A 25,583-nucleotide genomic window follows, 5' to 3' on the forward strand; every position below is an offset into this window, starting at 1 on the left:
TGTTTAGGTTTTATGTAGGAAGTGACTCCCAAGTCATTCTTGGATCACTTTTGCCAATGCGCTCGCTCTCTCGCCAGTTAAAATGACAATACATATTGTCTATTTTGAATGATCACGATGACTCAAATCCTGCAAAAACACCCTCCCGCTTTAAGCATTCGTGCAGGTAAATTAGCACGTCAACTCATTCAAAGTGAAGGCTTACAAGCTGAACAGGTCGATATTGTACCCGGTGCCGCAGGTGGGCCCAAAGGCATCGGGATTCAAGGTTTAGACCAAGCCATTTTTGGTGAATTCTTTGCTCGTGCACCGCAAAGACGAACGTTGATTGGTTCATCCATTGGCAGTTGGCGCTTTGCGAGCATCTTAGCGCACGGTGCGAAAGCAGGTACCGAACGTTTAGGTGAACTCTATACCAACCTCTATTTTGACAAAAAAATGCAGCGTCAAGAAGTCAGTGATATTTGCCGTGGCATGCTGCTCGACTTGGTGCAAGGCAAAGAAGCGGAATTGGTCAATCATCCCGATTACCACCTCACAGTGCTGTCGATTAAAGCACAGCACATCTTCCAAAGTGACCAAGTTCTCCCGCTATTGGCCTCTGTGGCAGGTATCATCGGCACAACCGCTGTTTCGCGAAAGCATAGTCGCCACTTTATGCAACGGGTAATTAGTCAGCCCAGCAATGGTAAACAATTTAAAGTGGAAGATGATTTCCTCACTCATTATCACAGTCTCACCACTGCAAACGTTCTGCCTTGGCTGATTGCTTCAGCCTCTATTCCAGGCGTGATGGCCGCAATTCGCGATATTCCAGATGCGCCACAAGGCAGTTATCGCGATGGTGGTCTGATTGACTATCACATCGATCTGCCTTTTGAGAGTCAAGGCATTGTGCTTTATCCACACTTTACGGACAGCATTACGCCCGGTTGGTTTGATAAGCTGTTTAAACGTCACGCCAATCCTGAAAATCAAGCCCGTACGCTGCTATTGTCCCCATCCCAAGACTATTTACAGAGCTTACCTTTAGGACGCCTGCCCGATCGTAAAGATTTCACACTCAAAGGGCTCGACCAAAAACAGCGCATTCAAATGTGGAACCAATGTATTTCTGAAAGTCAGCGCTTAGGCGATGAGTTCTTGGAAATGGTGGAAAAACAGCATTTTGCACAGGTCATACAAGATTTATAAACAAAATTTGCGCATGAATGTAATCTTGTTTAATCTGACCAAATAAAGAAAAATCGAGATTACATTTTTTCTATGCTAACAATAATTTCAAGTGAACAAGAAAAGTATGCTCAAATTATTGAATTACAAAATGAATCATGGGAAAAAAGTATTATTGCAAGCTCGTTAGAGGATTCCATTCAAATCAACATCGACCAATTAAAAAAATCGGATGATATTCGTTATGAATTCATTTTAGACAATGGTTAAATCATTCGATCTATGATTTCTAATCACCCACCCCACTTCGCCATTATTGGTGCAGGAACCGCAGGATTAGCCACTGCGATTTTACTGGCTCGACAAAATATTCAAGTCAGTATTTTAGAGAAAGCCTCAGAACTTGAACCTGTCGGAGCAGGACTGTTACTACAGCCCTCTGGTTTAGCTGTTTTTGAGCATTTAGGCCTTTTAGATGAAGTTTTAAGACTGGGTGCAAAAGTCACTGGGCTTAAAGGTCAGTTGCCGAGTGGAAATTTACTGGTCAATAGCCATTATCAACAAGCGCATCCTGATTTTTATGGTGTAGGGATTCATCGAGCAACGTTATGTCATGTTTTAGAAAATAAATGCCGCGAATATCCTGCACTCATTACTTGGCAAATGAATACCGACATTCAAAAATTAGAAGAAACATCCGATCAAGTCCGAGTTTTGGGTAGTAAAGATGGTGAATCATTTGATCAAGCTTTTGATGCTGTGATCATTGCCAATGGCGCACGCAGCTTTTTAAGACCGAAAGAATGGGTAAAGGTTGATCAAGCTTATCCTTGGGGAGCCAAATGGACAATTGTTCCCGAATGTCTTGAATTAGACACAGAAATTTTACATCAGTTTCATGATCGCTCTAAAATCATGATGGGCATCTTACCGACAGGTACAGTGCCACATGAACCCAAGCAAAGACTGTCGAGTGTATTTTGGAGTCTTCCAAGCCATCAGCTAAATAACTTTCTACACAATTCACAAGCGCATTCTGACTGGTTAAACCAAGTGTCTAAGCGTTGGAAGCCTGCTGCGGATTGGTTAGAACAAGTCATTGCCCAGCCTGAACAAAAATCACAATGGTTGACGGCAAATTATCGTGATGTGGTGCTGTCTAAGTTTGGTGAGGGTCGTATCGGTGTCATGGGTGATGCAGCACATGCCATGAGTCCACAATTGGGGCAAGGTGCAAATATGGCCCTTCTAGATGCATGGGCTTTAGGGCAAGCGGTTCAAAGCGCAAGAAAAAATGAAAACATTGATTATGTTCAACTCTGGCAAACGTATCATCAACACCGTCAAAGTTCCACGGCGTTCTATCAATTTTTAAGTCGTTTACTCACACCACTTTACCAATCTGACCTATGGTGGGCAGGTGGTTTACGTGATTTAAGCTTTGCTTGGATGTATCGAATTCCCTATTTCCGTAAAGAAATGGCGGTGACGATTTCAGGTTTAAAATTAGGCATGTTCAGTCAAATGAACTATCGGGATATTGCAAAACAAAACAATCATTCTGTGTAGAATGCAACGACAATCATCTTCATCCGCTTTGGATGGGTAACGGATAGTTGAATTTCTAAAATACATTATTAAGCCACTGTGAGATAACTGTAGAAAGTTTCTCCTCTATTCTGTTTAAATCACGTAGACTATAGCGCGCTACGTTAATATCGTAACACTCTCAATATTTATTCGCTTGGTGAAATCTTATGAACAATTTGCAATGGCTCGATGAAGTAAAATTTAACGAACAAGGTTTAGTCCCTGCCATTGCACAGCATCACCAAACGGGACGTGTCTTGATGGTTGCATGGATGAACCGTGAAGCTTTGGCTTTGACGGCTGAGAAAAACCAAGCCGTATATTTCTCTCGTTCACGCAATAAGTTATGGCACAAAGGCGAAGAGTCTGGACATTTCCAAACCGTGCACGAAATTCGTCTCGACTGCGATGCCGATGTAATTGTGCTGCAAATTGAACAACACGGCGGAATTGCCTGTCACACAGGTCGCGAATCGTGCTTCTACCGTAAACTCACGCCAAATGGCTGGGAAATAGTGGATGCACAACTCAAAGACCCGAACGCAATTTATGGTGAAAAATCAACCAACCCACATACATTGGTAATGAATGCCTCAACGGTGCAGTCTGAGCAAGTTGAAGTTTTATCCTACCTCGGTCAAATGATGGCTGAGCGTAAAGCAGCGGATCCAGACTCGTCTTATGTCGCGAAGCTGTATCACAAAGGTCTCAACAAAATTTTAGAAAAAGTCGGTGAAGAAGCGATTGAGACAGTGATTGCTGCGAAAGACTTTAAGTCTGAAGCCAATGAAGACCATAAAAATGATTTGATCTATGAAGTGGCGGATCTTTGGTTCCATACGATTGTGGTTTTAGGTTATTTCGACTTAGATCCTCAAGTGGTTCTCAATGAATTGGCACGTCGTCAAGGGCTTTCTGGTTTGCTTGAAAAAGCCAACCGCAGCCACTAAGTTTATTGCCTGTGTCAAATATCATCAAACCGAGCGCGACTTATGAGCAAGCCATTGCTATTGATAACGCGCGTCTGGGCAAATCGTTTAAAGTAATTGCCTATGCAGGCACAGGTAAAACCACTACCCTGCAAATGATTAGCGATGCCATGCCACAAAGACGTGGCATGTATTTAGCGTTCAACAAAGCCATTGCCAGCGAAGCGCAAACGAAGTTTCATGGCAATGTCGACTGCCGTACTTTCCACTCGCTCGCTTTTCGCAGTGTTCCACGTGGAGTGACCGACAAACTTCGTCTGCCTCGTTTAAGTCCGAGTTTTATCGCCAAAGAATACCGTCTTGAACCCATCACCCTAAGACGGATGATGGGTGGACGTTATGAAAAATATGTATTGATGCCCTCACGCTTGGCCAGCCTTGTGGCGAATGCTGTGAGTCACTTCTGTTCAACCAGTTCTCAGTATCCTGCACCGCGACATTTACAAGCACCGAGTTGGTTACATCCCGATGATATCGATTCATTACAAAAGCACCTCTACCCTGCCATTGAACGTCGTTGGTTAGAGTCCATCGATCCCAATCATCAAGCTGGGATTGGTCACGACATTTATTTAAAACTGTGGGCGTTGTCTGAACCCAATATCCCAAGTGACTATGTGTTGTTTGATGAAGCACAAGATGCTGACCCACTGATGTTGGGCATCTTACTGAAGCAGCGTAATACACAAGTGATCTATGTCGGAGATGCACACCAACAGATTTATGCATGGCGCGGCGCAGTCAATGCCATGCAACAACTGCCATTACCTGAATCCCGTCTCACCACCTCGTTCCGTTTTGGTGAAGAGATTGCATTGCATGCCAATGCCATTTTAGGCGCCTTGAATGAAAACGTACCACTCATGGGTAATCCTCTGCTCAACTCCAAAGTGGTCAACAAACCTCATACCAAAATGCACGATGCGATTTTATGTCGCACCAATGCGCGCGCTATGGAACTGTTGCTTTCAGGATTGGTCCATGGTGACAAAGTCAGCCTACAAGCCGACCATGTCAAACTGAACCGCTTTGTCGATGCTGCGGCAATGCTCAAACAAGGCAAGCGCGTCACCGATGTGCCGGAACTGGCCTGGTTTAATTCTTGGCATGATGTACATGAATATTGCGAAACCAATGACGGCAGTGACATCAAGCCTTTAGTAAAATTGGTAGATGATCATGGCACCGATCCACTCAAAAAAGCCCTCGCGAAGATTACGCCGATTGAACAAGCGGATTATATTATTTCCACCGCACACAAAGCCAAAGGCTTAGAATGGAACCGCGTTCACATCGAAGATGATTATCAGTTTAAGGTCAATGACAAAGACCATAAAATTAGTGATGAAGAGTTAAGACTGCTTTACGTGGCCTGTACACGTGCTAAAGTAAGTTTAAATATCCATCACATTTACGATCTGATGCAACAGCTGAAAAAACAAATGCCAAGCTCATTACGTAAAGTTGCTGGATAGTCGAATGTAAAAATAGTCACAACCGCTGCGGGTGTTCTATGAAAATTCAATCGATTCACCTGAAACACATCCTGCATTTTGCTGACCTTAAAGTCGATTTTTCTTATCACGATAAACCCGTCACTTTAATTTTAGGCGATCAAGCCTCAGGCAAGACCTCAATCTTACGTTTTAGCTATCAGGCTCTGACTTGGTTTGCGGCCCGTTATAAAGATTTACGCTCTGCAGGTGTGGTGATGTTAGATCACGACATTATGCTGAACCGCCTACAGTCCAAAATTGATATTCAAGTTGCTGTGCCCGCTGAGTTGTATGCTCTCAAACCTACGGCAGCCGATACTGCGCCCGAACCCTATACATGGCAACTTTACAAAACCTTAAACCAACAAGGCATTGGCATCAGCCGAGTTGAAACATTAGAACTCGAACAACTGGTCAATCTATATCAGCAAGCAACGTTACAAGATCCGCTGCAAGGTTTACCGTTGATTGCGTATTATCCTGCGGAACGTTTTGTCAATGAGATGAATATTCTCAGCAAGAACAATCCCCTGATTTTCCAACATGCACATGCCTATGAAATTTCAGCTATTCCCTATACCACCTTTGCGCGCTTCTTTGAGTGGTTTCGTGAAATCAGCGATATTGAAAATGCGCAAACTGCACAGTTTTTACAAACGATATTGCATCAGCCCAAAAGCATGCCACCCGATATTCCCTTAAGCTATAAACTGGCTCAGGCTCAAGCACATATCCAGTCGCCCAGCCTACAAGCACTCAAGCAAGCGTTAGCAACCGTTCTGCCCGAAATAGAAGATCTTTATCTGCAATATCATCCCAAGTTACAACTGATGGTGCGCTACCATGGCAACAGCATGCTCTATCAACAGCTTTCCAATAGTATCCGCAACTGGGTGGCGCTCGTTGGCGATATTGTGCGACGTTTATGCCTACTCAACCCTGAAAGCCTGTTCCCTTGTTTAGAAGGTGACGGCGTACTATTAATTGATGCGATTGATCATCAATTGGATCAAAATATGGCGCAAGTCATTTTAAAACGTTTAAATCAGGCTTTTCCTCGACTACAAATTATCGCCTCAGGCAACCGAAGTGAGTTGCTGGAACAAGCCAGTGAGTTTCAATGCCTCAAACTGGAAAATAAGCAATTAAGTCCGATCCAACTCGAACCACTGCAACATCAGTTCGATGTAATTTACCAAAACCTTGCCAATCATGAAGCGATGAGTGGAAGCACCGAACCGATTGCGGCTGAACCCCAAGATTTAAGTGTGGCTGAATTATTCACACAGATTCAACAGCAGCTTTCTCCCGAACAGCAACAGCATTTGATTGCTTTACTCAGTGCTGAAGATGATGCTTCATCGGCAAATCCATTAACTTAGCCTGCTTCATAAGCATATCTATTTCAACCCTCAAAAACAGGCGACCAATGGTCGCTTTTTTACATTTCTTGCACTGAGAAAGTACCTGCCACCCACCAAGAAACAACCATCACGCGTATAATGTTTTGCGTCAGCGCAAAAAAGATTGATGTTGTTTTAGTCATGTTATATGATCGGTTTTACTTGCAAATTTCTAACTGAAATCGGATTTTGCTATAACGCTTCATGAGTTGCGCAACACAACTTCATTATTTTTAAATTTCACATTGGCTTTCAAGATTGAGACTCTTGGGCTGCTCTTTGCAGTCCTGTAATCCTTGAAAGATGAGATTCACCAATAGGTTTTGACCTATTCACGACAATGGAAACGAGTGTGCTACCGATTATTATATTGTTACCGTTAATACTTGGCACAACCCTTGTCTCATTACTGAAGCAGAGCTCACGTAGGCTAACCGCCTTCGCAGCTGTTGGGGTCAGTATGACAAGTTTAGGCTTATTACTGACCCAAGCACGAGAGGTGTTTAATGGCGCTGTCATTACGCAGTCGTGGTCATGGTTGCCGCAGCTTGGAATTGACTTCAGCTTCCGTCTAGACGCATTAGGCCTCCTCTTTGCCTTACTCATTAGTGGCATCGGAACGCTCATTTATATTTATGCCTATTTTTATTTAGGCCCAAAAAACTCTCTCAATAAGCTCTATCTACTGCTCATGTTGTTCATGGCAGCCATGCTCGGAATTTCACTCTCCAATAATTTAATTTTACTCCTCATTTTTTGGGAGTTGACCAGTATCTCCTCTTTCCTCTTGGTCGGTTATTGGAGCAATTACGACGCGGCACAACGCGGCTCACGCATGGCCTTGACCATTACGGGTATGGGCGGATTAGCCATGCTAGGTGGTTTCATCTTGCTCGGCCAAATCACAGGTACCTACGAGATTGATCAAATCTTGACGATGACAGCACAAATTCAAAGTCATGCTTTATTTGTTCCTACGTTGCTGCTGATTTTACTCGGTGCTTTTACCAAAAGTGCGCAATTTCCATTCCATTTTTGGTTACCCAACGCGATGGCAGCCCCGACCCCCGTGTCTGCTTATTTACACTCAGCAACCATGGTAAAAGCGGGTATTTTCTTGGTGGCACGACTGTTACCCATTTTTGCAGGTGCGGCACTGTTCCATAATTTGGTCACCTTTATTGGCCTATTTACCCTGTGTATGGCTGCATTTTTCGCCATCTTTAAAGAAGACCTGAAAGGTTTATTGGCCTATTCAACCATCAGCCATCTCGGCTTGATCATGTGTCTCTTGGGAATCGGATCACCATTGGCTGTGGCTGCGGCTATTTTCCATATTATTAACCATGCCACCTTTAAAGCAGCGCTGTTCATGATCGCAGGTATTATCGATCATGAGTCAGGCACACGTGATTTACGTAAGCTTAGTGGGTTATGGCAACTGTTGCCTTATACAGCCACTTTGACGATGGTCACTGCAGCATCGATGGCCGGCGTACCCTTGACCAACGGTTTCTTATCTAAAGAAATGTTCTTTACTGAACTGCTCAGCAATCTGTCTGGTCCTGTGCTCATCTGCTCCGCGATTGTCGCGACACTGGCGGGGATTTTTGCAGTCGCTTACTCTGTGCGTTTGGTACATGGGGTTTTCTTCGATGGCCCATTAGGCAAGCAAGTTCCGAACAAGGATGCGCATGAGCCGCCGTTTGGCATGCGTGCACCGGCCACTTTACTGGCGATTCTCTGTATTTTAGTCGGCTTATTCCCTGCTCTCTTGGTTGAAAACATCGTCAACAGCACAGCACGCGCCAGCACCCAAGTGATGGACTTTGAAGGCGCACATCTTGCTCTATGGCATGGTTTTAACATGCCATTATTGATGAGCCTGATTGCATCGATTGGCGGTCTGATTTTCTATTTCAGTCTAGCGAAGGGTGGCAAAATTCGAGAAATTGATCTCGATCCATATTTAGGTCGCCTACAAGGTCGAGTTGCCTTTGACTTATTCCTTAAGTCACTTTTGCTCAACTCACGCAAATTTAAACGCTGGACTGAAAACGGTAAATTACAAAGCTATATTCTTTGGATTGTGATCTTCAGTATCGCCGTAGTCTCACTTCCATTTTTAGGACAAGGGCTGACCACAGGTACCCGTGAACTCACCCATGCCCCTGCTTTAGCGATCGTACTATGGCTACTGTTATTCTCTTCGTGCTGGATGATGTTGTGGTTCCACCACGAACGGATTAAAGCAGTATTGATCAGTGGCGCGATTGGTTTAGTCGTGACTATGGTCTTTATCTGCTTCTCTGCACCTGATTTGGCTTTGACACAAATCACCGTCGATGTGGTCACCACCGTACTGTTATTGATGAGTTTATCACTTTTACCACAACTCACTCCCTATGAGTCGAGTGTCTCACGCCGTTGGCGAGATGCCCTGATTGCGATTGGCGGCGGGCTCGGCATTGCATGGATCACATGGCTCATCTTGACCCGTGATCACAACTCCATTTCATGGTTCTTCATGCAGCAGTCGATTCCATTAGGCGGCGGTACCAACGTGGTCAACGTGATTTTGGTCGATTTCCGTGGTTTCGATACCTTCGGTGAAATTACAGTCCTCGGCATTGCAGGCATTGGCGCGCTGTGCCTAATGGATGGTATGCGTACCCACGGCACGACTATGACCCAAGGTCTCAGCTACCGTTTTAATCCATCGCCATTGATGCTTCGTATCACTGCATCTTGGATTTTACCGATTGCCTTGGTGGTTAGCCTGTATATCTTCCTGCGTGGGCACAATCTGCCTGGGGGCGGTTTTATCGCAGGTCTAATTACCGCTTTGGCCTTGATTATTCAGTACATGGCACTCGGTCAAGATCATGCAGAACAACTGCTCAAAGCCAAGTCAGGTCGTTTGTATGAAATCTGGATTGGAACCGGTCTGGTCATTGCAGGATTAACAGGCTTAGGCGCATGGTTCTGGGGACGTCCCTTCCTCACCAGTGCACACTTTTATGTGTCGCCACCGATCTTAGGCGAAATGCACCTAGCGACGGCTGCACTGTTTGATGTCGGGGTCTATATCACGGTCGTAGGTGCGACCATGCTACTTATTTCAGTACTCGGGGACTCGCGTCACTCTAGTATGTCTGGTCCAGTACCAAAGGGGGATTAATATGATTAGTTTAGAACTGTTACTTGCCTCCGCTATTGGTCTGTTGACTGCCACAGGCATCTATCTGATTTTACGTGCCCGTACCTTCCCTGTGGTACTTGGCTTGGCCATGATTGGTTATGCCGTCAATTTATTTTTATTTGCCATGGGGCGACTTCAACTTAATGCACCCGCAGTACTCACGGAAGCCAGCAAAGCCACTGACCCTTTGCCACAAGCCTTGGTGTTAACCGCGATTGTGATTGGCTTTGCTACCACGGCGTTTATTGTACAACTGGCTTTACGCAGTCGTTATGAAACAGGAACCGACCACGTTGACTCTAAAGAAGAAATACCACAAATTGACCCACGTGAGGATGAGCCATAATGAATGACTTCATCCAATTTTGGACAGAACACACCCCAATTTTTAGTATTTTAATTCCTGCCATTACCGCCTTTATTTTGGTGTTATTGGGTAATCCAGGATCAGGTTCTTTAGCACAAGACTGGCGACAACCGTGGCGTCGAGGCATCAGTTATACCTCTGGCCTGTTGGGCTTATTTACAGCAGTCAACTATCTGATCTTTGCCAGCTCAGGGCAAATCAGTGTTTATAACCTGAGCGAATGGGCAGCGCCATTTGGCATTGTTTTAGTCCTCGATCAACTGTCTGCCCTGATGCTGGTTTTAACCTACGGCTTGGCTGTTCCAGTGATGTGGTTCGCCAGTAAAGAATGGGATGAACGTGGCCGTTATTTCCATGCCATGTGCCATTTCCTACTGATGGGTTTAACCGGTGCCTTCCTGACAGGCGACTTATTTAACCTGTTCGTATTCTTTGAAATTTTGTTGATGGCCTCTTATGTTTTGTTACTGCATGGTCAAGGCAAAGCGCGTTTTCAACTCGGCATTCACTATGTCACCATTAACTTGTTGGCATCAGCCCTGTTTCTGATTGGCCTTGGCATGATTTATGGTAGCGTCGGCAGCCTCAATATGGCGGATGTTGCACGTCTGATGCCATTGTTAGAAGGCGATCAACATCGTATCGCCGTTGCTGGTGGGCTATTGTTATTTACAGTCTTTGGCATTAAAGCAGCCATGCTACCTGTCGGTTTTTGGCTACCAAAAACCTATGCGGTCGCAACCACTCCTGTAGCAGCCCTGTTCACCATCATGACCAAAGTCGGTATTTATGCCATTTTACGTGTTAATGGCACCGTATTTGACGATGCAATTAGCCGTGAAATCCTGCAATACATTCTATTACCGATTGGTTTAATTACCTCAGTCTATGGTGTGATTGGTGCAATGGGTGCGGAACGCTTACGTCGTTTCATTGGCTTTATGATTTTGTCTTCTGTCGGCACGATTTTAATCGCCATTTCCCTGTTCAATACCTTGGCATGGGCAGCGGCACTGTATTATTTGGTGCACAGTACCATTATTGCGGCAGCTTTCTATATTTTAAGTGGTTGGATTACCTCTCAACGTGGTGAGTTTAAAGACCACTTTAAAATTGCACCGCAAATGAAACAGCATAAGGTGGTGGCGTTAACCTATTTCACTATTGCCTTGATGATGGCAGGTTTACCACCCTTTAGTGGCTTCTTAGGCAAAGTGTTTATTCTCCAAGCCACTGCACACTCACCGTATCAATTGCTGATGATTGTGACAATTTTAATGGTGAGTTTATTAAGTATTATTGCGTTTACACGTGTGGGTTTCGTGATTTTTTGGCGCGCAACTAAACCAGAAGACAACCCTGATGAAGCTACTTATGCCGCGTACCAAGCTTTGCCTGAGCAAGCACCTAAGCGCAATGACAAAACCATTTATCTATTGTTGCTAGGTTTAATGGCTTATATGGTATTTGCAGGTCCAATTCAAAAGTACACTTACCAAACGGCTGAGCAGATCCAAAATAATGCGCTCTATGAACAGACTTTGCTCAAAACTGATGAGCATGGGCAAACCATTAGCGTACAACCTTTCGACAGTGAAAATTTGCCTGAAACCAAATATGGTGGCGAACGGGTGGATCCAAATGCACATTTGATTCCATATTTAATTTCAGAAGAAACACTGGAAGGCGAACATATTTCCGAATACAAAAAACGCCAAATGCAACAGCAACAACAGGCTAAAGTGAATCCCGATGCTGAAAGCCTACAACCGATGGTGGAGCCTTAAACATGAAAAAAACGTCGTTTTTGGAGCGTTGGTTACCCCACCCTTTTGTCTCGGTGATTGTTGCGCTGAGCTGGGTGATGTTGGCACATAGTGTCGATGCAGCCAGCTTAGTGATGGCATTTTTACTGGCTACTTTTATTCCGCGTCTGATCAGACCATTCATTACTTACACTCCAAATATTGAATGGAAAGCGGCGCTGAAACTATTTTTTGTGGTGTTATACGACATTGTGGTGTCGAATATTCAAGTGGCTAAATTGGTCCTCGGCCCAATTGATCGTCTACAACCCAAATGGTTTCGCGTTCCGCTGGAAACACAACATGAGGAAGTAAACACCTTACTGGCGATGATTATTACCACCACACCAGGCACTGTTTCAGCAGGCATCGATCAAGATCGTGGGGACATTTTAGTTCACGCCCTCAGCACCGATGATGAAAATGCCGAGATTGAAAATATCAAAGCGCGTTATGAAAAACCATTGATGCAAATTTTTGGTGTCGAAGCAGGAGACAAAGCATGACTATTTTGCCTTATGCCCTCGGGATTTGTTTAATCGCCGTCACCATTTCAATGTTGCTGTGCTTAATTCGCTTAATCATCGGTCCATCGATTGTAGACCGACTCTTAGCACTCGATACACTCTTTTTAAATGCAATCTGCCTCATTATTATTTTAGGCATTTACTGGGCCAGCACTTCATTATTTGAAGGTGCTCTTTTGGTTGCGATGCTCGGCTTTGTCTCTACAGCCGCTTTAGCACGCTACTTCACCTCAGGTCATGTGATTGACTAGGAGCGAGATCGATGCAACTTACGATGGAAATTTTAGTCTCCATTTTTCTCATGATCGGCACTTTCTTCATGCTGGTTGGAGGGATTGGAATGGTGCGCCTGCCCGATTTATTCATGCGCCTGCATGCCCCAACCAAATCAAGCACCTTAGGCTTAGGGAGCTTCTTGATCGCGGCAATGATCTATTCTGCATTCCAAGGACGCTTTGGTTTTGCTGAGCTGTTATTAACACTGTTTGCCTTCTTAACCGCACCCGTATCGGCGAATTTGATGGCTCAAGCGGCGCTACATTTGCGCTTACGCTCGCTCAGTGGTGACGTTCCAGAAGCACTCAACCGTCCACTGCCTTGGCAACGTACCCGCCGCAGAGCTTTTAGCAATAAGCATGAAGACACTGAACATCGTCTTTAAATGCTTGTGGTGTAAAGGCAATAAAATAAATACATTCTAGCGCTTCAGCATTGATATGGTGCTGTTGCGCTAATTTGAACATTGTACTGATGATAAGGCTCAAACTTATTAGATAGTGTCGCATCCATTACACTGACCAACACAGGTAGACTGATCAAGCTAATTGATACTCAATCCACTCAAAAATTAAAATGATCAAAGTGTCCCGCTAGTAAATCATTGCCCATATCAATCCAGTCCACAGCAACTTGATAGTCAAAATAATCCCTAAAAGCTCAACCTCTATTCTCCTATCATAATCCTATGCAATATCCCCCTAAGTCTTGCTCTAGCTTCAACCATTACTCCGCATAAAAAAAGCCACCCGAAGGTGGCTTTTTGATTCAGTTAGACTGAATTATTCATCATCTTTGTTTGCTTCGTCAGCGGGTAAATCCTTTACTGCTTCAGCAATCAGGCCAAACATATAGTTACCATATGCATTGGTTTTATCGTAATGGAAACGCAAACGCGGTGTAATACGTGTCTTAATACGACGGCCGAGTTCGTGACGCAAGAAACCAGATGCTTTGTTCAACACATCTAGCGTTTCTTTATTGGCTGCTTCACTTTGCTCATCGCCAAGCTCACGGCCCATCACAGTCACATATACTTCAGCATAACCTAAGTCTGGACTAACCTTCACCGCAGAGATGGTCACGAGACCACCTAAGCGTGGATCTTTCAACTCTTGACGAATCAGTTCAGACAACTCACGTTGTACTGTATCCGCCATGCGCTTAAGACGTTGACTACCCGCCATTAAAGACTCCGTTTGATCAATTGAACATCATAGACTTCGATCTTGTCTTTTTCTTTGATGTCTTTATAACCTTTAACCGCAAGACCACATTCCATACCTGCACGAACTTCTTCAACCACTTCTTTATAGCGACGAAGTGACTCAAGCTCACCTTGGAACACCACCACGTCATCACGAAGGACACGAATTGGTTTATTACGGTGTAACATACCTTCAAGTACCATACAGCCTGCTGCTGCACCAAACTTACTTGAGTGGAACACTTCACGTACTTCAGCCACACCCAGAATTGTTTCACGGTGTTCAGGTGCAAGCTTACCGCTCATCGCTGCTTTCACATCATCAATCAATTGATAGATGATTGAGTAGTAACGAATATCGATACCGTCAGCATCCGCTTTTTGACGCGCTGCGTTATCCGCACGTACGTTAAAGCCAAGAAGTACCGCTTCAGAAGATTCAGCTAGTGTCACGTCAGATTCAGTGATCGCACCAACACCTGAGCCAATAACACGAACTTTAACTTCGTCTGTTGCAAGGTCAGCAAGAGCAACGTGTAATGCTTCCAATGTACCACGTACATCAGTTTTCAATACCACATTGACGATAGGCACATCTTTCTTGCCCATAGACGCCATGATATTTTCAAGACGCATTGCGCTTTGACGCTCAAGACGTTTTTGACGTTCACGATCCATACGCGCATCGGCAACTTCACGTGCTTTTTTCTCGTCATTCACAACAAGAACTTCATCACCCGCCATTGGCGCTTCAGGTAGACCTAGAATTTCAACCGGAATTGAAGGACCAGCAGATTGAATACGTTTACCGTTTTCATCTGTCATCGCACGTACGCGACCGTAAGATGCGCCGGCAAGAACAAGGTCACCTACTTTCAATGTACCGTTTTGAACAAGGATAGACGTTACCGCACCACGGCTGTTGTCTACACGTGCTTCAATCACGACACCTTGAGCAGCACCTTCTTCAGATGCTTTCAACTCAAGTAATTCAGCTTGAATTGAAATAATATCTAGAAGCTCATCAATACCTTGACCTGTATGTGCTGAAACCATTGCAACAGGAACGTCACCGCCCCATTGTTCAGGCACGATTTCTTTCACAGTCAATTCATTCAATACGCGATCTGGATCAGCAGATTCTTTATCCATCTTGTTGATTGCAACAATAATTGGCGTACCTGCAGCACGTGCGTGATCAATCGCTTCAGCTGTTTGTGGCATTACACCATCATCTGCTGCAACCACCAATACCACGATGTCTGTCGATTTCGCACCACGTGAACGCATTGCAGTAAATGCTGCGTGTCCCGGAGTATCTAAGAATGTGATAATGCCTTTATCAGTCGTAACATGGTACGCACCGATGTGCTGAGTGATACCACCCGCTTCACCAGCTGCCACTTTTGAACGACGAATGCGGTCAAGTAACGATGTCTTACCATGGTCAACGTGACCCATAATGGTCACAACAGGAGGACGAGTCGTTTGAGCGCCACGTGCTTCTTCTGCTGCTTCAAGTAAGTTATCTTCTGCTTGCGTATCCGATACAAGAACTGGGTTATGGCCCATTTCTTCTACGATTAATGCTGCAATTTCTTGGTCAATCGCTTGGTTCTGAGTCACAAGCTCACCCATTTTCATGAGTGACTTAATTACTTCACGTACCTTAACTGCCATTTTTGCAGCCAAGTCAGCAACCACAATGGTTGAACCAATTTCAACATCATAAACTTGCTTTTTAACCGGTTTTTCAAAGCCATGCTTGTTTGCAGAGCTTGTTTTCAAACCACGTTTATGCGAGTTATCACGGAAAGATTGCTCTTCACCACGACGACCACCTTTCTTCGGTGCGCGTGTAGCTGGCGTATTGGTACCACGTTTGATTTCGCGGTCTTCTTTCGCAAATGAGTCTTCATATGCTTGACCAACCAGGCCCGCAGCAAGTGGAGAATCATCCACTACACGAATGGTCGCAGTTGCATCTTCGTTTGAATACTTAGATGCCATTTGACGCATTTGTTCAAGTGTACGTTGCTGCGCTTCTTCAGCTGCCTTACGACGTGCTGCTTCTTCAGTCGCTTTTAATTGAGCGGCTTGAGCTTCACGTGCTTTTTTCTGTTCAGGTGTTTCAACAACTTTAACTTGTGCTTTAACCACAGGCTTATTGTTTGATTTACGCTTCACAACTACCGCAGCTTTTGCTACTTCTTGCTTCGTCGTTTCTTGCTTTGCAGCAGCACGCATCGCTTCAAAGTTTGCAGCCGCTTTATTTACTACTGGAGTTTCAGCTTTTGGTTCAACCATAGCTTGAACGTTCGCACGAGCTTGTTGCTCAGCTTGCGCTTTTGCCAAAGCTTCCGCTTTAATTTGTTCTGGATCTGGCTTGGTAAATGTATGTTTCTTGCGAACTTCTACATTAATCGTTTTTGCCTTACCTGATGTACTCGCTACTTTAGCGGTACTGGTCGTTTTACGTTTCAACGTGATTTTTCCTGCCTGACCATCGTCTTGACCATGAATTTTCTTCAAATGGTGCACGAGGGCATCTTGTTGTTCAGTAGAGATTATATCGTCCGATTTACGCTGTGGTAAACCAGCATCACGAACCTGCTCTAGGAGCTTCTCAACAGGGCGGTTCACACTGAGAGCTAACTCTTGTATCGTCTTATCCGTCATGTAGATCTCCTAGTTAAACCATGATTCGCGCGCTTTCATAATAAGTTGACCCGCTTTCTCTGTACCCAGACCTTCAATATCAGCAATATCGTCAGTCGCTTGGTCAGCCAAGTCATCAATTGTGATGACACCACGTGCTGCAAGTGCATAAGCAATCTCTTGCGTCATCCCTTCCATTGCAACGAGTTCCGCGCTTGGATCTTGGATGTTTTCTTGCTGCTGTAATGCATCAGCCAATGCAACTTCTTTGGCACGACTTTGAAGTAATTCAACAACTTCAGCATCTAGCTCGATTTCGTCAAATGTTTCAGCTGGAACATAAGCAATCTCTTCTAAAGAAGTAAAGCCCATTTCAACCAATGCCATTGCCAAATCTTCTTCAATATCTAGACGCGATACAAATAGGTCTAAGTATTGTTGTGCTTCATTTTGCTGACGAGCATGATACTCATCTTCAAGCATCATGTTGAGTTTGTAGCCTGTAAGTTCAGAAGCTAAACGTACGTTTTGACCTTGTGAACCAATCGCACGCGCTAATTGATCGCTAGTTGCGAAAATAATATCCGCTGTACGTTCTTCTTCATCAATCACAATACCCGATACATCTGCTGGCTCTAAAGCACTCGCAATGTACTGTGCAGGATCATCAGACCATACAACAACATCAATACGCTCACCGTTCAATTCTTGCTGAACTGCTTGGATACGTGTACCACGCATACCAATACATGCACCCACTGGATCAATACGATGATCATTGGTTTTCACAGCAATTTTAGCACGAACACCAGGTTGACGCGCTGCCGCTTTAATCTCAATGATTTCCTCAGAAATTTCAGGAATTTCTTTCTTCATCAAAGCGATGAGCATTTCAGGCTTGGCACGTGACAATTGTAGTTGTGCACCACGGCCTTCACGGTTCACATTAAACAAAATCGCATTTACACGTTGCTTCGGACGCAAAATTTCTTTTGCAATCATTTCTTCACGTGCAAGATACGCTTCAGCATTGTCACCTAAGTCAATGATAAAGCCATCTTTAGTTTGCTTTTTCACTTCACCGTAGATCAACTCACCCACTTTAGACTCGTAGGCATCTGCAATCAGCGCACGTTCAGCTTCGCGAATCTTTTGAACAATCACTTGTTTTGCAATTTGCGCCGCAATACGACCGAAGTCAATTGAAGGCACTTCAAGCTCACGAATATCACCAATCGACCATTGTGCAGGATCAACATCTGAAATCGCATCTTGACATGCTGGCATTTCATGATCTTCATCCGCAACCACTTCCCATTGACGGAAAGTGCTGTATTCGCCCGTTTTACGATCAATCTCTACACGAAGCTGAGCTTCTTCAGAGTTTGTTCCTTCGTAAAATTTCTTTTTAGTCGCAGCAACAAGCGCTTGTTCTAAGGCTTCGAAAATCGCTTCACGAGGTACACCTTTTTCATTACTAACCGTTTCAACTACGGTAAGAATTTCACGTGCCATAAGCCACCTATTCGTTCAGATTCTTATTTATTAAATGAATTAATCTTGATAGACCAAATTGGCTTTATCAATATTATTACTATCGATTTCAAGCACCTGTTGCTTTTCCACTTCGACTTGAATCATTTCAGCTTCAAGATCTACAGCAACCAATTTAGCTTGGAATTTACGACGGTTATCGACTGCACTGATCAAACGGAAAGCGATCTGTTGACCAATATATGCAGGTAATTGTTCAAGTTGGAAAAATGGACGATCCCAACCCGGAGATGACACTTCAAGTGCATATTCACCTGAAATTGGATCATGGACATCCATCATTGCGCCGACTTGCTGGGTCACGCGTACACAGTCTTGTACGCCGATGCCACGGCCCTGCTCTTCTTCACCATCTTCATTGATGATGGGTTCTGCATTTTCGTCGACAGCTTTGTCGATATAAATGCGCAATAAAGAACGTTTTCCTTGAGGAAGGAATTCAATCCCCCAAAGATCAACACCACAGGCTTGCACTGCAGGAGCAATTAAGTCTTGGAGTGCTTGAGTTTTATTTGATAGCTTCATTTACTCTCGTCATTTTTGTGCGATTCAATGGCCGAAACAGACCACTACAAGCCAATACAAACTATAGTAGTAGTGGAACATGACACTTTGACTTTCACCGTATCCGGCTCACATCGACACTACACGATAGCCAATAAAAAAGGGCGTAATCGCCCCAATTATTGCACAGAAAATTAATATCCACTGTGCAAAAAGGCCCACCTTGTTGTGAGCCTCTTTTTAGAAACTTGGTAGCGGGAGCTGGATTTGAACCAACGACCTTCGGGTTATGAGCCCGACGAGCTACCAGACTGCTCCATCCCGCATCAACGTGCAAAAATTATATACAAATATGAACTATTTTTCAATCTAAATACTTCGTACTTGCTCTGATTTAGTTGCACCTAAATCAAATTGGTAGCGGGAGCTGGATTTGAACCAACGACCTTCGGGTTATGAGCCCGACGAGCTACCAGACTGCTCCATCCCGCAACAAAACGCAAAAATTATTCAATTTAATCACTTAAACTGCTTATTTTAGTTTGCATCTAAAATAAGATTGGTAGCGGGAGCTGGATTTGAACCAACGACCTTCGGGTTATGAGCCCGACGAGCTACCAGACTGCTCCATCCCGCATCAAAACGCAAAAAATATTCTTAACTTAATGACTTAAGCTACTCACTTTAGTTTGCTTCTAAAATAAGATTGATTGGTAGCGGGAGCTGGATTTGAACCAACGACCTTCGGGTTATGAGCCCGACGAGCTACCAGACTGCTCCATCCCGCATCAACAGAATTTGCTGCATACACCAACTTAATCTTCTGGATTCATAAGTTGGTGCGGAAGGGGGGACTTGAACCCCCACGCCCGAAAGCACTACCACCTCAAGGTAGCGTGTCTACCAATTCCACCACCACCGCAGCTGTGACGCATTCTAGTAGCATCGTCACAAAAAAGAAAGGACTAATTCCAATTATTCGCTTGTTTTAGGTGCAGCTGGCGAAGTTTCAGTCGATTGTGCAGGTGCAGAACTTGTCGTTTGCACTGACTTTAAGCTATAGGCATCTGTGGTTTGCTTTTTGGCAAACACAGCAAGTGACAAACTGGTGATAAAAAACAAGGCCGTCAAAACCGCAGTCAATCGGGTCAAGAAATTACCTGAACCTGATGCACCAAATACAGTTGCAGCACCGCCACCACCAAACGAAGCACCAGCATCTGCACCTTTACCATGCTGGACCAAAATCAGCACGATCATCAACACAGCTAAGATAATATGTACTACCAGCACAAAAGTTTGCATGCTGAACTCCTAATTATTTTGTATTTGCAAATGCTTCGACAATTTTATAAAACGACGTTGCATTTAAAGATGCCCCACCGACGAGTGCACCATTGATATCTGGACAGGCCGCTAACTCTACTGCATTTTCAGCTTTTACACTACCACCATATAAAATGGCCATGTTCGCGCCATGACTGGTAATTTGCGTGAGGCCTTCACGGATTTTAGCATGCATGGTTTGCGCGTCTTCTGGTGAAGCAGTTTTTCCTGTACCAATGGCCCAAATCGGCTCGTAGGCAATCACAATATGAGGCCACTGCTCTGCCGTTACCACACTGGCTAAATCGCAAATTTGTTGTAAAACCACTACTTCTGCCTGACCCGATTCACGCTGTTCTAAGCTTTCACCGACACAGTAAATGACTTTTAAACCCGCATTTAAGGCATTTTGGGCTTTCGCATTTAAAATTGCTGCACTTTCAGCAAAATATTCACGACGTTCTGAGTGACCAATTAAAACATATTCGATTTGACTATCTTTAAGCAGCTCTGCGCTCACTTCACCGGTATATGCACCCATGTTGCCAAAACGCGATACGTCTTGCGCCACAGTAAAAACTGAACGTGTAGCATTCGCCAATTCAGCCTGCGTTGACGTCAAAGCCAGCGTCACAGGCGCAAGCCCAATATTACATTTTTCTTCTGCTATTTCATTCTCTTGCAAGAGCTGTTTAAATTCTTGAAGCAATTGCTTGGCATCTGCCTGCATTGGGTTCATCTTCCAATTGCCGACAACCCATGGCTTAATCGTCGAACCCGACATACAGCACCCTATTCAAAACAGTTCATTAAAACGGCCTCATTCTACACGGTATTTATTTTTCAAAGATAGTTTTCTTCTAGAATTTCTTCAGCAATCAAAATAATACGAATGAAAATAAAGACATCTTTTTGTAAAAAAATCGCCTGCTATCACGACCAGTTCATGCTTTTAATCGATATTAAGGTGGTGACAACACTTTCAGATATGGTATTTTTGTGCAACAAAAGTATAATTTTACGATACCAATTATAAACAATTGAGAAGTTAAGGATCTGGGGAATGTCAGTATCAAATGGTTTGCCTAAGTTCACAGGCTTCATTCGACGCTTAGTCGAAGACGGACGCGTGACTGCTGAAAATATGCAGCAGGCAATGCTCTCTGCAAAAAAGGCTCAGCAAGACATCGTTCCTTATCTGATTGAAAACCATAAACTCTCCCCACAAATGATCGCTGAGACGATTTCTTTGGAGTTTGGAGAGCCTGTTTTTGACTTAAGTGTCTATGATTCTGTACAAATTCTACGGGATCTGGTCGAAGACAAACTTATCACCAAGCATCGTGTGTTGCCGATTTACCGTCGTGGCAATATTCTCTATATCGCTACCAGCAATCCAACCAACATGGATGCGATGGACGCGATTCGCTTCAATTCTAAAATGAACATTGAAGCGATTATTGTTGAACATCCCCAGCTTGAAAAACTGATCGAACAAAATTTCGCGCAAGCTGATAGCTTTGAATTTTCTGATGAAGATATTGATTTAGACTTAGAGCAAGACCATCAGAACTCAAATGACGAAGAAGATGACTCACCTCAAGGGGATGAAGCGCCGATCGTCAAATACATCAATAAATTACTGATCGATGCGATTCGTATGGGTGCATCAGACTTGCACTTTGAACCTTATGAAAAATCTTACCGTGTCCGTTATCGTGTAGATGGAGTTCTGCGTCATATTGCCAGTCCACCACTACAACTGGCGACTCGCCTCGCCTCTCGTTTAAAAGTCATGTCACAAATGGACATTTCTGAAAAGCGCGTGCCACAAGATGGCCGAATTAAATTAAAGCTGTCAAAAAGTAAAGCCATCGACTTTCGTGTCAACTCACTTCCAACCTTGTTTGGCGAAAAACTGGTTCTGCGTATTCTCGATCCATCCAGTGCTATGCTGGGGATTGATGCTTTAGGTTATGAACCAGACCAAAAAGATCTGTTTATGCAGGCTTTAGACAAACCTCAAGGCATGTTGCTAATTACTGGCCCGACAGGTTCAGGTAAAACGGTATCTCTATATACAGGTCTGAATATTCTAAATAAAGAAGACACCAATATCTCAACTGCGGAAGATCCTGTTGAGATTAACTTAGAAGGCATTAATCAGGTTAACGTGAACAATAAAGTCGGCCTTACCTTCTCTGCTGCGCTGAAGTCCTTCTTACGTCAGGATCCTGATATTGTGATGGTCGGTGAGATTCGTGACCTTGAAACAGCTGAAATCGCGATTAAAGCCGCGCAGACAGGCCACATGGTCATGTCGACACTCCACACCAATAGTGCACCTGAAACTCTGACACGCTTACGCAATATGGGGGTTCCCTCTTTTAACATTGCGACCTCGGTCAATTTGGTAATTGCACAACGTTTAGCACGCCGCTTATGTAGCCAATGCAAAGCCTCTGTCGATATTCCTGAACAAAGCTTGCTCGAAATGGGCTTTACTTCCACAGATATCAAAGATCCAGACTTCAAAGTTTATCAACCGGTGGGGTGTGCTGAGTGCCGTGAAGGCTATAAAGGACGTGTTGGTATTTATGAAGTCATGAAAGTCACACCAGAAATTTCAAAAATTATTATGGAAGATGGCAATGCCTTACAGATTGCGGAAGCATCTGCAAAATTAGGATTTAACAATTTACGTCGTTCAGGTTTACTCAAGGTTATGCAGGGGGTCACTTCCTTACAAGAAGTGAATCGTGTAACCAGCGAATAGTTGAAATATTGAAAGAATAAGGATAAATGCATGGCTGTCAAAAAAGCACAGATGATGCCAACCTTCAATTATGAAGGGATTGATCGTAAAGGGGCAAAAATTAAAGGGGAATTGCCTGCACGTAACCTTGCCCTCGCCAAAGTTACTTTGCGCAAACAAGGGATTACCATCAAGAGTATTCGAGAAAAGAAAAAGAATATTCTTGAAGGCATATTAAAGAAAAAAGTGACCACACTGGACATCACGATTTTCACCCGACAGCTCGCAACCATGATGAAAGCGGGTGTACCATTGGTACAAGGCTTTGAAATTGTGGCTGAAGGCTTGGAAAACCCGTCTATGCGTGAAGTTGTCCTCGGCATTAAAGGTGAAGTTGAAGGCGGTAATACCTTTGCGGGAGCACTCAAAAAATATCCACAATATTTCGACAACTTATTCTGTTCATTGGTTGAATCAGGCGAACAATCAGGTGCGCTTGAGACCATGCTGGACCGCGTAGCGGTCTATAAAGAAAAAAGTGAATTACTGAAACAAAAAATTAAAAAGGCCATGAAATACCCAGCAACCGTGGTTGTGGTTGCTGTGATCGTGACTATTATTTTGATGGTCAAAGTTGTCCCTGTTTTCCAAGAACTCTTTAGTTCCTTTGGTGCAGACTTACCTGCATTCACCCAAATGGTGGTAAATATGTCTGAATGGATGCAGAAATACTGGTTCATTTTGATTATTGTCGTTGGTGTGGTGATTACCGCTTTACTCGAAACCAAAAAGCGTAGTAAAAAGTTTCGTGACATGCTAGATAAAGCCGCCCTCAAAGCCCCAATTTTTGGTGATTTAGTCTATAAAGCGATTATCGCGCGCTATAGCCGCACCCTATCGACAACCTTTGCTGCAGGTGTACCCTTAATTGATGCCCTCGAATCTACCGCGGGTGCAACCAACAATGTGGTCTATGAAGAAGCTGTGATGAAGATCCGTGAAGATGTCGCAACAGGGCAACAACTTCAATTCGCGATGCGTGCCACCAATAAATTTCCATCAATGGCAGTACAAATGGTAGCGATTGGTGAAGAATCTGGTGCGCTCGATGCCATGTTGGATAAAGTTGCCACTCACTATGAAAACGAAGTCGATAATGCGGTGGATGGCTTAACGGCAATGATGGAGCCTCTCATCATGGCAGTCTTGGGTGTACTTGTGGGTGGCCTAGTAATTGCCATGTATTTACCAATCTTCCAAATGGGTTCTGTGGTTTAATGCAAGAAATAATTTCCTATCTTATCAATACTCCAATGGCGCTTTATTTCGCCGTTGGAGTTTTTAGTTTGTGCATTGGTAGTTTCCTGAATGTAGTGATCTATCGCACGCCAAAAATGATGGAACAAGAATGGCGCACCGACTGCCAACTTCTGATTCATCCTGAACAGCCTATTATTGATGAAACGAAACTCTCGTTGAGCAAGCCTGCCTCGACCTGCCCCAAATGCAAAAGTGCCATACGCTGGTATCAAAATGTCCCTGTAATTAGCTGGTTACTGCTACGAGGAAAGTGTGGCACTTGTCATAACCCGATCAGCATTCGCTACCCTGCGATTGAACTCCTGACCGCCATTTGTGCATTGGTCGTGGTTGCAGTCTTTGGTCCAACAATCCAAATGCTGTTCGGTCTCGTACTCACTTACATTTTAATCACCTTAACTTTTATTGATTTTGACACTCAACTTTTACCTGATCGCTATACCCTCACCCTTGCAGGTCTGGGTTTAGGGGTCAATAGTTATGCGATTTACACCACACCGACAGCGGCCATTTGGGGTTACATCATTGGTTTCTTATGCTTATGGATTGTCTACTATCTGTTTAAGCTCATCACAGGCAAGGAAGGTATGGGTTATGGTGACTTTAAGTTACTTGCTGCTTTAGGCGCATGGATGGGTCCTTTGCTACTACCACTGATTGTGCTACTTTCTTCTTTCGTAGGCGCCATTATCGGCATCATCCTGCTCAAAGTCCGTAAAGAAAATCAGCCTTTTGCTTTTGGTCCGTATATTGCCATCGCAGGATGGATTGCCTTTTTGTGGGGTGAGCAAATTATGAAAATATACTTAGGCAATTAAAATAATATGTCATTTATTTTAGGTCTGACAGGCGGGATTGGCAGTGGAAAATCTGCCGCAAGCCACTGGTTTGAACAACAAGGCATACAGGTAGTTGATGCTGACGTGGTTGCTCGAGAGATTGTTGCTGTAGGGCAACCCGCACTTCAGCAAATTCGAAGCAGCTTCGGCGAGTGGGCCTTACTGGACAATGGCGAACTGAATCGACGCGCTTTACGTGAACACATTTTTCAGGACCCGTCTGCCCGTAAGCAATTGGAAAAGATCACCCACCCTGCAATTCGTCAGTCCATCATGCAACAATTACAAGCTGCGACCAGCCCTTATGCGATTTTGGTTTCACCGCTACTTTTTGAAACTAATCAGCATGAACTGACGCAACATACGCTTCTGATCGATGCTTCAATTGATATCCAGATTCTCCGCGCTTCACACCGCGACCATCAAACCATTGAGCAAATTCAAACCATCATTAAAACGCAAATGTCCCGTGAACAAAAACAAGCGTTGGCCGATGATATTGTGGTAAATGATGGACACTTGGAACACTTATACGCACAGCTCAGACCTTTGCATTTAAAGTATTTGGCCCATTCAGAAGTCTAAAAAAAAG

At 44.1% G+C, this 25,583-nt stretch carries 21 protein-coding genes and 5 tRNA genes; 15 read left to right on the plus strand and 11 right to left on the minus strand.

Going from position 1 to position 25,583, the window contains the following annotated elements; all coding sequences use genetic code 11:
• The first annotated feature begins 117 nt into the window (after positions 1-117).
• The 11 genes from ACFN7Z_RS15740 to ACFN7Z_RS15790 all read left to right on the plus strand — a co-directional run bounded on the left by ACFN7Z_RS15740 (position 118) and on the right by ACFN7Z_RS15790 (position 13,213).
• Positions 118-1,194: a patatin-like phospholipase family protein gene (locus ACFN7Z_RS15740; RefSeq protein ID WP_010325780.1), complete on the plus strand. Its 1,077-nt coding sequence runs from the start codon at positions 118-120 to the stop codon at positions 1,192-1,194.
• A 261-nt stretch (positions 1,195-1,455) separates the two neighbouring features.
• Positions 1,456-2,742, plus strand: coding sequence for an NAD(P)/FAD-dependent oxidoreductase (locus tag ACFN7Z_RS15745; protein ID WP_010325779.1), 1,287 nt, complete (start codon positions 1,456-1,458; stop codon positions 2,740-2,742).
• Between the two features lie 188 nt (positions 2,743-2,930).
• The gene (gene hisIE / locus ACFN7Z_RS15750; protein WP_010325778.1) at positions 2,931-3,713 is read left to right on the plus strand and encodes a bifunctional phosphoribosyl-AMP cyclohydrolase/phosphoribosyl-ATP diphosphatase HisIE; all 783 of its coding nucleotides are present in this window, start codon (positions 2,931-2,933) and stop codon (positions 3,711-3,713) included.
• Positions 3,714-3,724: 11 nt separating this feature from the next.
• Positions 3,725-5,227 (plus strand): AAA family ATPase, encoded by a 1,503-nt coding sequence (locus ACFN7Z_RS15755; RefSeq protein ID WP_010325777.1) that lies wholly within the window; start codon positions 3,725-3,727, stop codon positions 5,225-5,227.
• Between the two features lie 38 nt (positions 5,228-5,265).
• Positions 5,266-6,630 (plus strand): AAA family ATPase, encoded by a 1,365-nt coding sequence (locus ACFN7Z_RS15760; RefSeq protein ID WP_010325776.1) that lies wholly within the window; start codon positions 5,266-5,268, stop codon positions 6,628-6,630.
• A 361-nt stretch (positions 6,631-6,991) separates the two neighbouring features.
• Positions 6,992-9,832 carry a monovalent cation/H+ antiporter subunit A gene (locus ACFN7Z_RS15765; RefSeq protein WP_029574927.1) on the plus strand — a complete coding sequence of 947 codons (2,841 nt, stop codon included), beginning with the start codon at positions 6,992-6,994 and terminating at the stop codon, positions 9,830-9,832.
• Position 9,833: 1 nt separating this feature from the next.
• A complete protein-coding gene (locus ACFN7Z_RS15770; protein ID WP_004692695.1) occupies positions 9,834-10,199 on the plus strand; it encodes a Na+/H+ antiporter subunit C in 366 nt (121 codons plus the stop codon).
• A complete protein-coding gene (locus tag ACFN7Z_RS15775) occupies positions 10,199-12,007 on the plus strand; it encodes a monovalent cation/H+ antiporter subunit D (RefSeq protein ID WP_010325774.1) in 1,809 nt (602 codons plus the stop codon). Before ACFN7Z_RS15770 ends, ACFN7Z_RS15775 begins: the two co-directional genes overlap by 1 nt.
• 2 nt (positions 12,008-12,009) lie before the next feature.
• The gene (locus ACFN7Z_RS15780; RefSeq protein ID WP_010325773.1) at positions 12,010-12,531 is read left to right on the plus strand and encodes a Na+/H+ antiporter subunit E; all 522 of its coding nucleotides are present in this window, start codon (positions 12,010-12,012) and stop codon (positions 12,529-12,531) included.
• On the plus strand, positions 12,528-12,803 hold the full coding sequence (locus ACFN7Z_RS15785; RefSeq protein WP_004692700.1) for a monovalent cation/H+ antiporter subunit F: 276 nt from the start codon (positions 12,528-12,530) through the stop codon (positions 12,801-12,803). The genes ACFN7Z_RS15780 and ACFN7Z_RS15785 overlap by 4 nt, the downstream gene beginning before the upstream one ends.
• Before the next feature lie 11 nt (positions 12,804-12,814).
• Entirely contained in the window at positions 12,815-13,213 is a 399-nt protein-coding gene (locus ACFN7Z_RS15790) for a Na+/H+ antiporter subunit G (RefSeq protein ID WP_004692702.1), read from the plus strand.
• Positions 13,214-13,610: 397 nt separating this feature from the next.
• Here ACFN7Z_RS15790 and ACFN7Z_RS15795 read toward each other — a convergent pair whose 3' ends face one another.
• From ACFN7Z_RS15795 to tpiA, 11 genes are all read right to left on the minus strand, one after another.
• Positions 13,611-14,015 carry a ribosome-binding factor A gene (locus ACFN7Z_RS15795; RefSeq protein ID WP_004978763.1) on the minus strand — a complete coding sequence of 135 codons (405 nt, stop codon included), beginning with the start codon at positions 14,013-14,015 and terminating at the stop codon, positions 13,611-13,613.
• Complete coding sequence (gene infB / locus ACFN7Z_RS15800; RefSeq protein WP_010325772.1) at positions 14,015-16,714, minus strand: translation initiation factor IF-2; 2,700 nt, start codon at positions 16,712-16,714, stop codon at positions 14,015-14,017. The genes ACFN7Z_RS15795 and infB overlap by 1 nt, the downstream gene beginning before the upstream one ends.
• 9 nt (positions 16,715-16,723) lie before the next feature.
• Complete coding sequence (nusA, locus tag ACFN7Z_RS15805; protein WP_004692706.1) at positions 16,724-18,208, minus strand: transcription termination factor NusA; 1,485 nt, start codon at positions 18,206-18,208, stop codon at positions 16,724-16,726.
• A 39-nt stretch (positions 18,209-18,247) separates the two neighbouring features.
• On the minus strand, positions 18,248-18,772 hold the full coding sequence (rimP, locus tag ACFN7Z_RS15810) for a ribosome maturation factor RimP (protein ID WP_004692708.1): 525 nt from the start codon (positions 18,770-18,772) through the stop codon (positions 18,248-18,250).
• A 228-nt stretch (positions 18,773-19,000) separates the two neighbouring features.
• Positions 19,001-19,077 (minus strand) — tRNA-Met (locus ACFN7Z_RS15815).
• Between the two features lie 89 nt (positions 19,078-19,166).
• Positions 19,167-19,243 (minus strand) — tRNA-Met (locus tag ACFN7Z_RS15820).
• Positions 19,244-19,311: 68 nt separating this feature from the next.
• Positions 19,312-19,388 (minus strand) — tRNA-Met (locus ACFN7Z_RS15825).
• A 74-nt stretch (positions 19,389-19,462) separates the two neighbouring features.
• Positions 19,463-19,539 (minus strand) — tRNA-Met (locus ACFN7Z_RS15830).
• Positions 19,540-19,588: 49 nt separating this feature from the next.
• Positions 19,589-19,673 (minus strand) — tRNA-Leu (locus ACFN7Z_RS15835).
• 53 nt (positions 19,674-19,726) lie between these two features.
• A complete protein-coding gene (secG, locus tag ACFN7Z_RS15840; protein ID WP_004692710.1) occupies positions 19,727-20,056 on the minus strand; it encodes a preprotein translocase subunit SecG in 330 nt (109 codons plus the stop codon).
• Between the two features lie 13 nt (positions 20,057-20,069).
• Complete coding sequence (gene tpiA / locus ACFN7Z_RS15845) at positions 20,070-20,861, minus strand: triose-phosphate isomerase (protein WP_010325769.1); 792 nt, start codon at positions 20,859-20,861, stop codon at positions 20,070-20,072.
• Between the two features lie 279 nt (positions 20,862-21,140).
• Here tpiA and pilB point away from each other — a divergent pair, with 279 nt between their 5' ends.
• Genes pilB through coaE form a run of 4 tightly spaced genes read left to right on the plus strand, consistent with a single transcriptional unit; the run spans position 21,141 to position 25,576 of the window.
• Positions 21,141-22,853 (plus strand): type IV-A pilus assembly ATPase PilB, encoded by a 1,713-nt coding sequence (pilB, locus tag ACFN7Z_RS15850; protein ID WP_010325768.1) that lies wholly within the window; start codon positions 21,141-21,143, stop codon positions 22,851-22,853.
• Between the two features lie 30 nt (positions 22,854-22,883).
• Positions 22,884-24,110, plus strand: coding sequence for a type II secretion system F family protein (locus tag ACFN7Z_RS15855; RefSeq protein WP_010325767.1), 1,227 nt, complete (start codon positions 22,884-22,886; stop codon positions 24,108-24,110).
• The gene (locus ACFN7Z_RS15860) at positions 24,110-24,970 is read left to right on the plus strand and encodes an A24 family peptidase (RefSeq protein ID WP_010325766.1); all 861 of its coding nucleotides are present in this window, start codon (positions 24,110-24,112) and stop codon (positions 24,968-24,970) included. Before ACFN7Z_RS15855 ends, ACFN7Z_RS15860 begins: the two co-directional genes overlap by 1 nt.
• Before the next feature lie 6 nt (positions 24,971-24,976).
• Positions 24,977-25,576 (plus strand): dephospho-CoA kinase, encoded by a 600-nt coding sequence (gene coaE, locus ACFN7Z_RS15865; RefSeq protein ID WP_010325765.1) that lies wholly within the window; start codon positions 24,977-24,979, stop codon positions 25,574-25,576.
• Positions 25,577-25,583: the final 7 nt, after the last annotated feature.

This window comes from Acinetobacter sp. P1332 (genome assembly GCF_044057475.1).
GTDB lineage: Bacteria > Pseudomonadota > Gammaproteobacteria > Pseudomonadales > Moraxellaceae > Acinetobacter > Acinetobacter johnsonii.

Bases quoted from the DNA above. Each gene is read 5' to 3' on its own strand.
- ACFN7Z_RS15855 (WP_010325767.1), top strand. From the start codon at position 22,884: ATGGCTGTCAAAAAAGCACAGATGATGCCAACCTTCAATTATGAAGGG.
- ACFN7Z_RS15770 (WP_004692695.1), top strand. From the start codon at position 9,834: ATGATTAGTTTAGAACTGTTACTTGCCTCCGCTATTGGTCTGTTGACT.
- pilB (WP_010325768.1), top strand. From the start codon at position 21,141: ATGTCAGTATCAAATGGTTTGCCTAAGTTCACAGGCTTCATTCGACGC.
- ACFN7Z_RS15775 (WP_010325774.1), top strand. From the start codon at position 10,199: ATGAATGACTTCATCCAATTTTGGACAGAACACACCCCAATTTTTAGT.
- nusA (WP_004692706.1), bottom strand. From the start codon at position 18,208: ATGGCACGTGAAATTCTTACCGTAGTTGAAACGGTTAGTAATGAAAAA.
- rimP (WP_004692708.1), bottom strand. From the start codon at position 18,772: ATGAAGCTATCAAATAAAACTCAAGCACTCCAAGACTTAATTGCTCCT.
- hisIE (WP_010325778.1), top strand. From the start codon at position 2,931: ATGAACAATTTGCAATGGCTCGATGAAGTAAAATTTAACGAACAAGGT.
- ACFN7Z_RS15745 (WP_010325779.1), top strand. From the start codon at position 1,456: ATGATTTCTAATCACCCACCCCACTTCGCCATTATTGGTGCAGGAACC.
- ACFN7Z_RS15790 (WP_004692702.1), top strand. From the start codon at position 12,815: ATGCAACTTACGATGGAAATTTTAGTCTCCATTTTTCTCATGATCGGC.
- ACFN7Z_RS15780 (WP_010325773.1), top strand. From the start codon at position 12,010: ATGAAAAAAACGTCGTTTTTGGAGCGTTGGTTACCCCACCCTTTTGTC.
- ACFN7Z_RS15785 (WP_004692700.1), top strand. From the start codon at position 12,528: ATGACTATTTTGCCTTATGCCCTCGGGATTTGTTTAATCGCCGTCACC.
- ACFN7Z_RS15860 (WP_010325766.1), top strand. From the start codon at position 24,110: ATGCAAGAAATAATTTCCTATCTTATCAATACTCCAATGGCGCTTTAT.
- ACFN7Z_RS15740 (WP_010325780.1), top strand. From the start codon at position 118: ATGACTCAAATCCTGCAAAAACACCCTCCCGCTTTAAGCATTCGTGCA.
- secG (WP_004692710.1), bottom strand. From the start codon at position 20,056: ATGCAAACTTTTGTGCTGGTAGTACATATTATCTTAGCTGTGTTGATG.
- infB (WP_010325772.1), bottom strand. From the start codon at position 16,714: ATGACGGATAAGACGATACAAGAGTTAGCTCTCAGTGTGAACCGCCCT.
- ACFN7Z_RS15760 (WP_010325776.1), top strand. From the start codon at position 5,266: ATGAAAATTCAATCGATTCACCTGAAACACATCCTGCATTTTGCTGAC.
- ACFN7Z_RS15795 (WP_004978763.1), bottom strand. From the start codon at position 14,015: ATGGCGGGTAGTCAACGTCTTAAGCGCATGGCGGATACAGTACAACGT.
- tpiA (WP_010325769.1), bottom strand. From the start codon at position 20,861: ATGTCGGGTTCGACGATTAAGCCATGGGTTGTCGGCAATTGGAAGATG.
- coaE (WP_010325765.1), top strand. From the start codon at position 24,977: ATGTCATTTATTTTAGGTCTGACAGGCGGGATTGGCAGTGGAAAATCT.
- ACFN7Z_RS15765 (WP_029574927.1), top strand. From the start codon at position 6,992: ATGGAAACGAGTGTGCTACCGATTATTATATTGTTACCGTTAATACTT.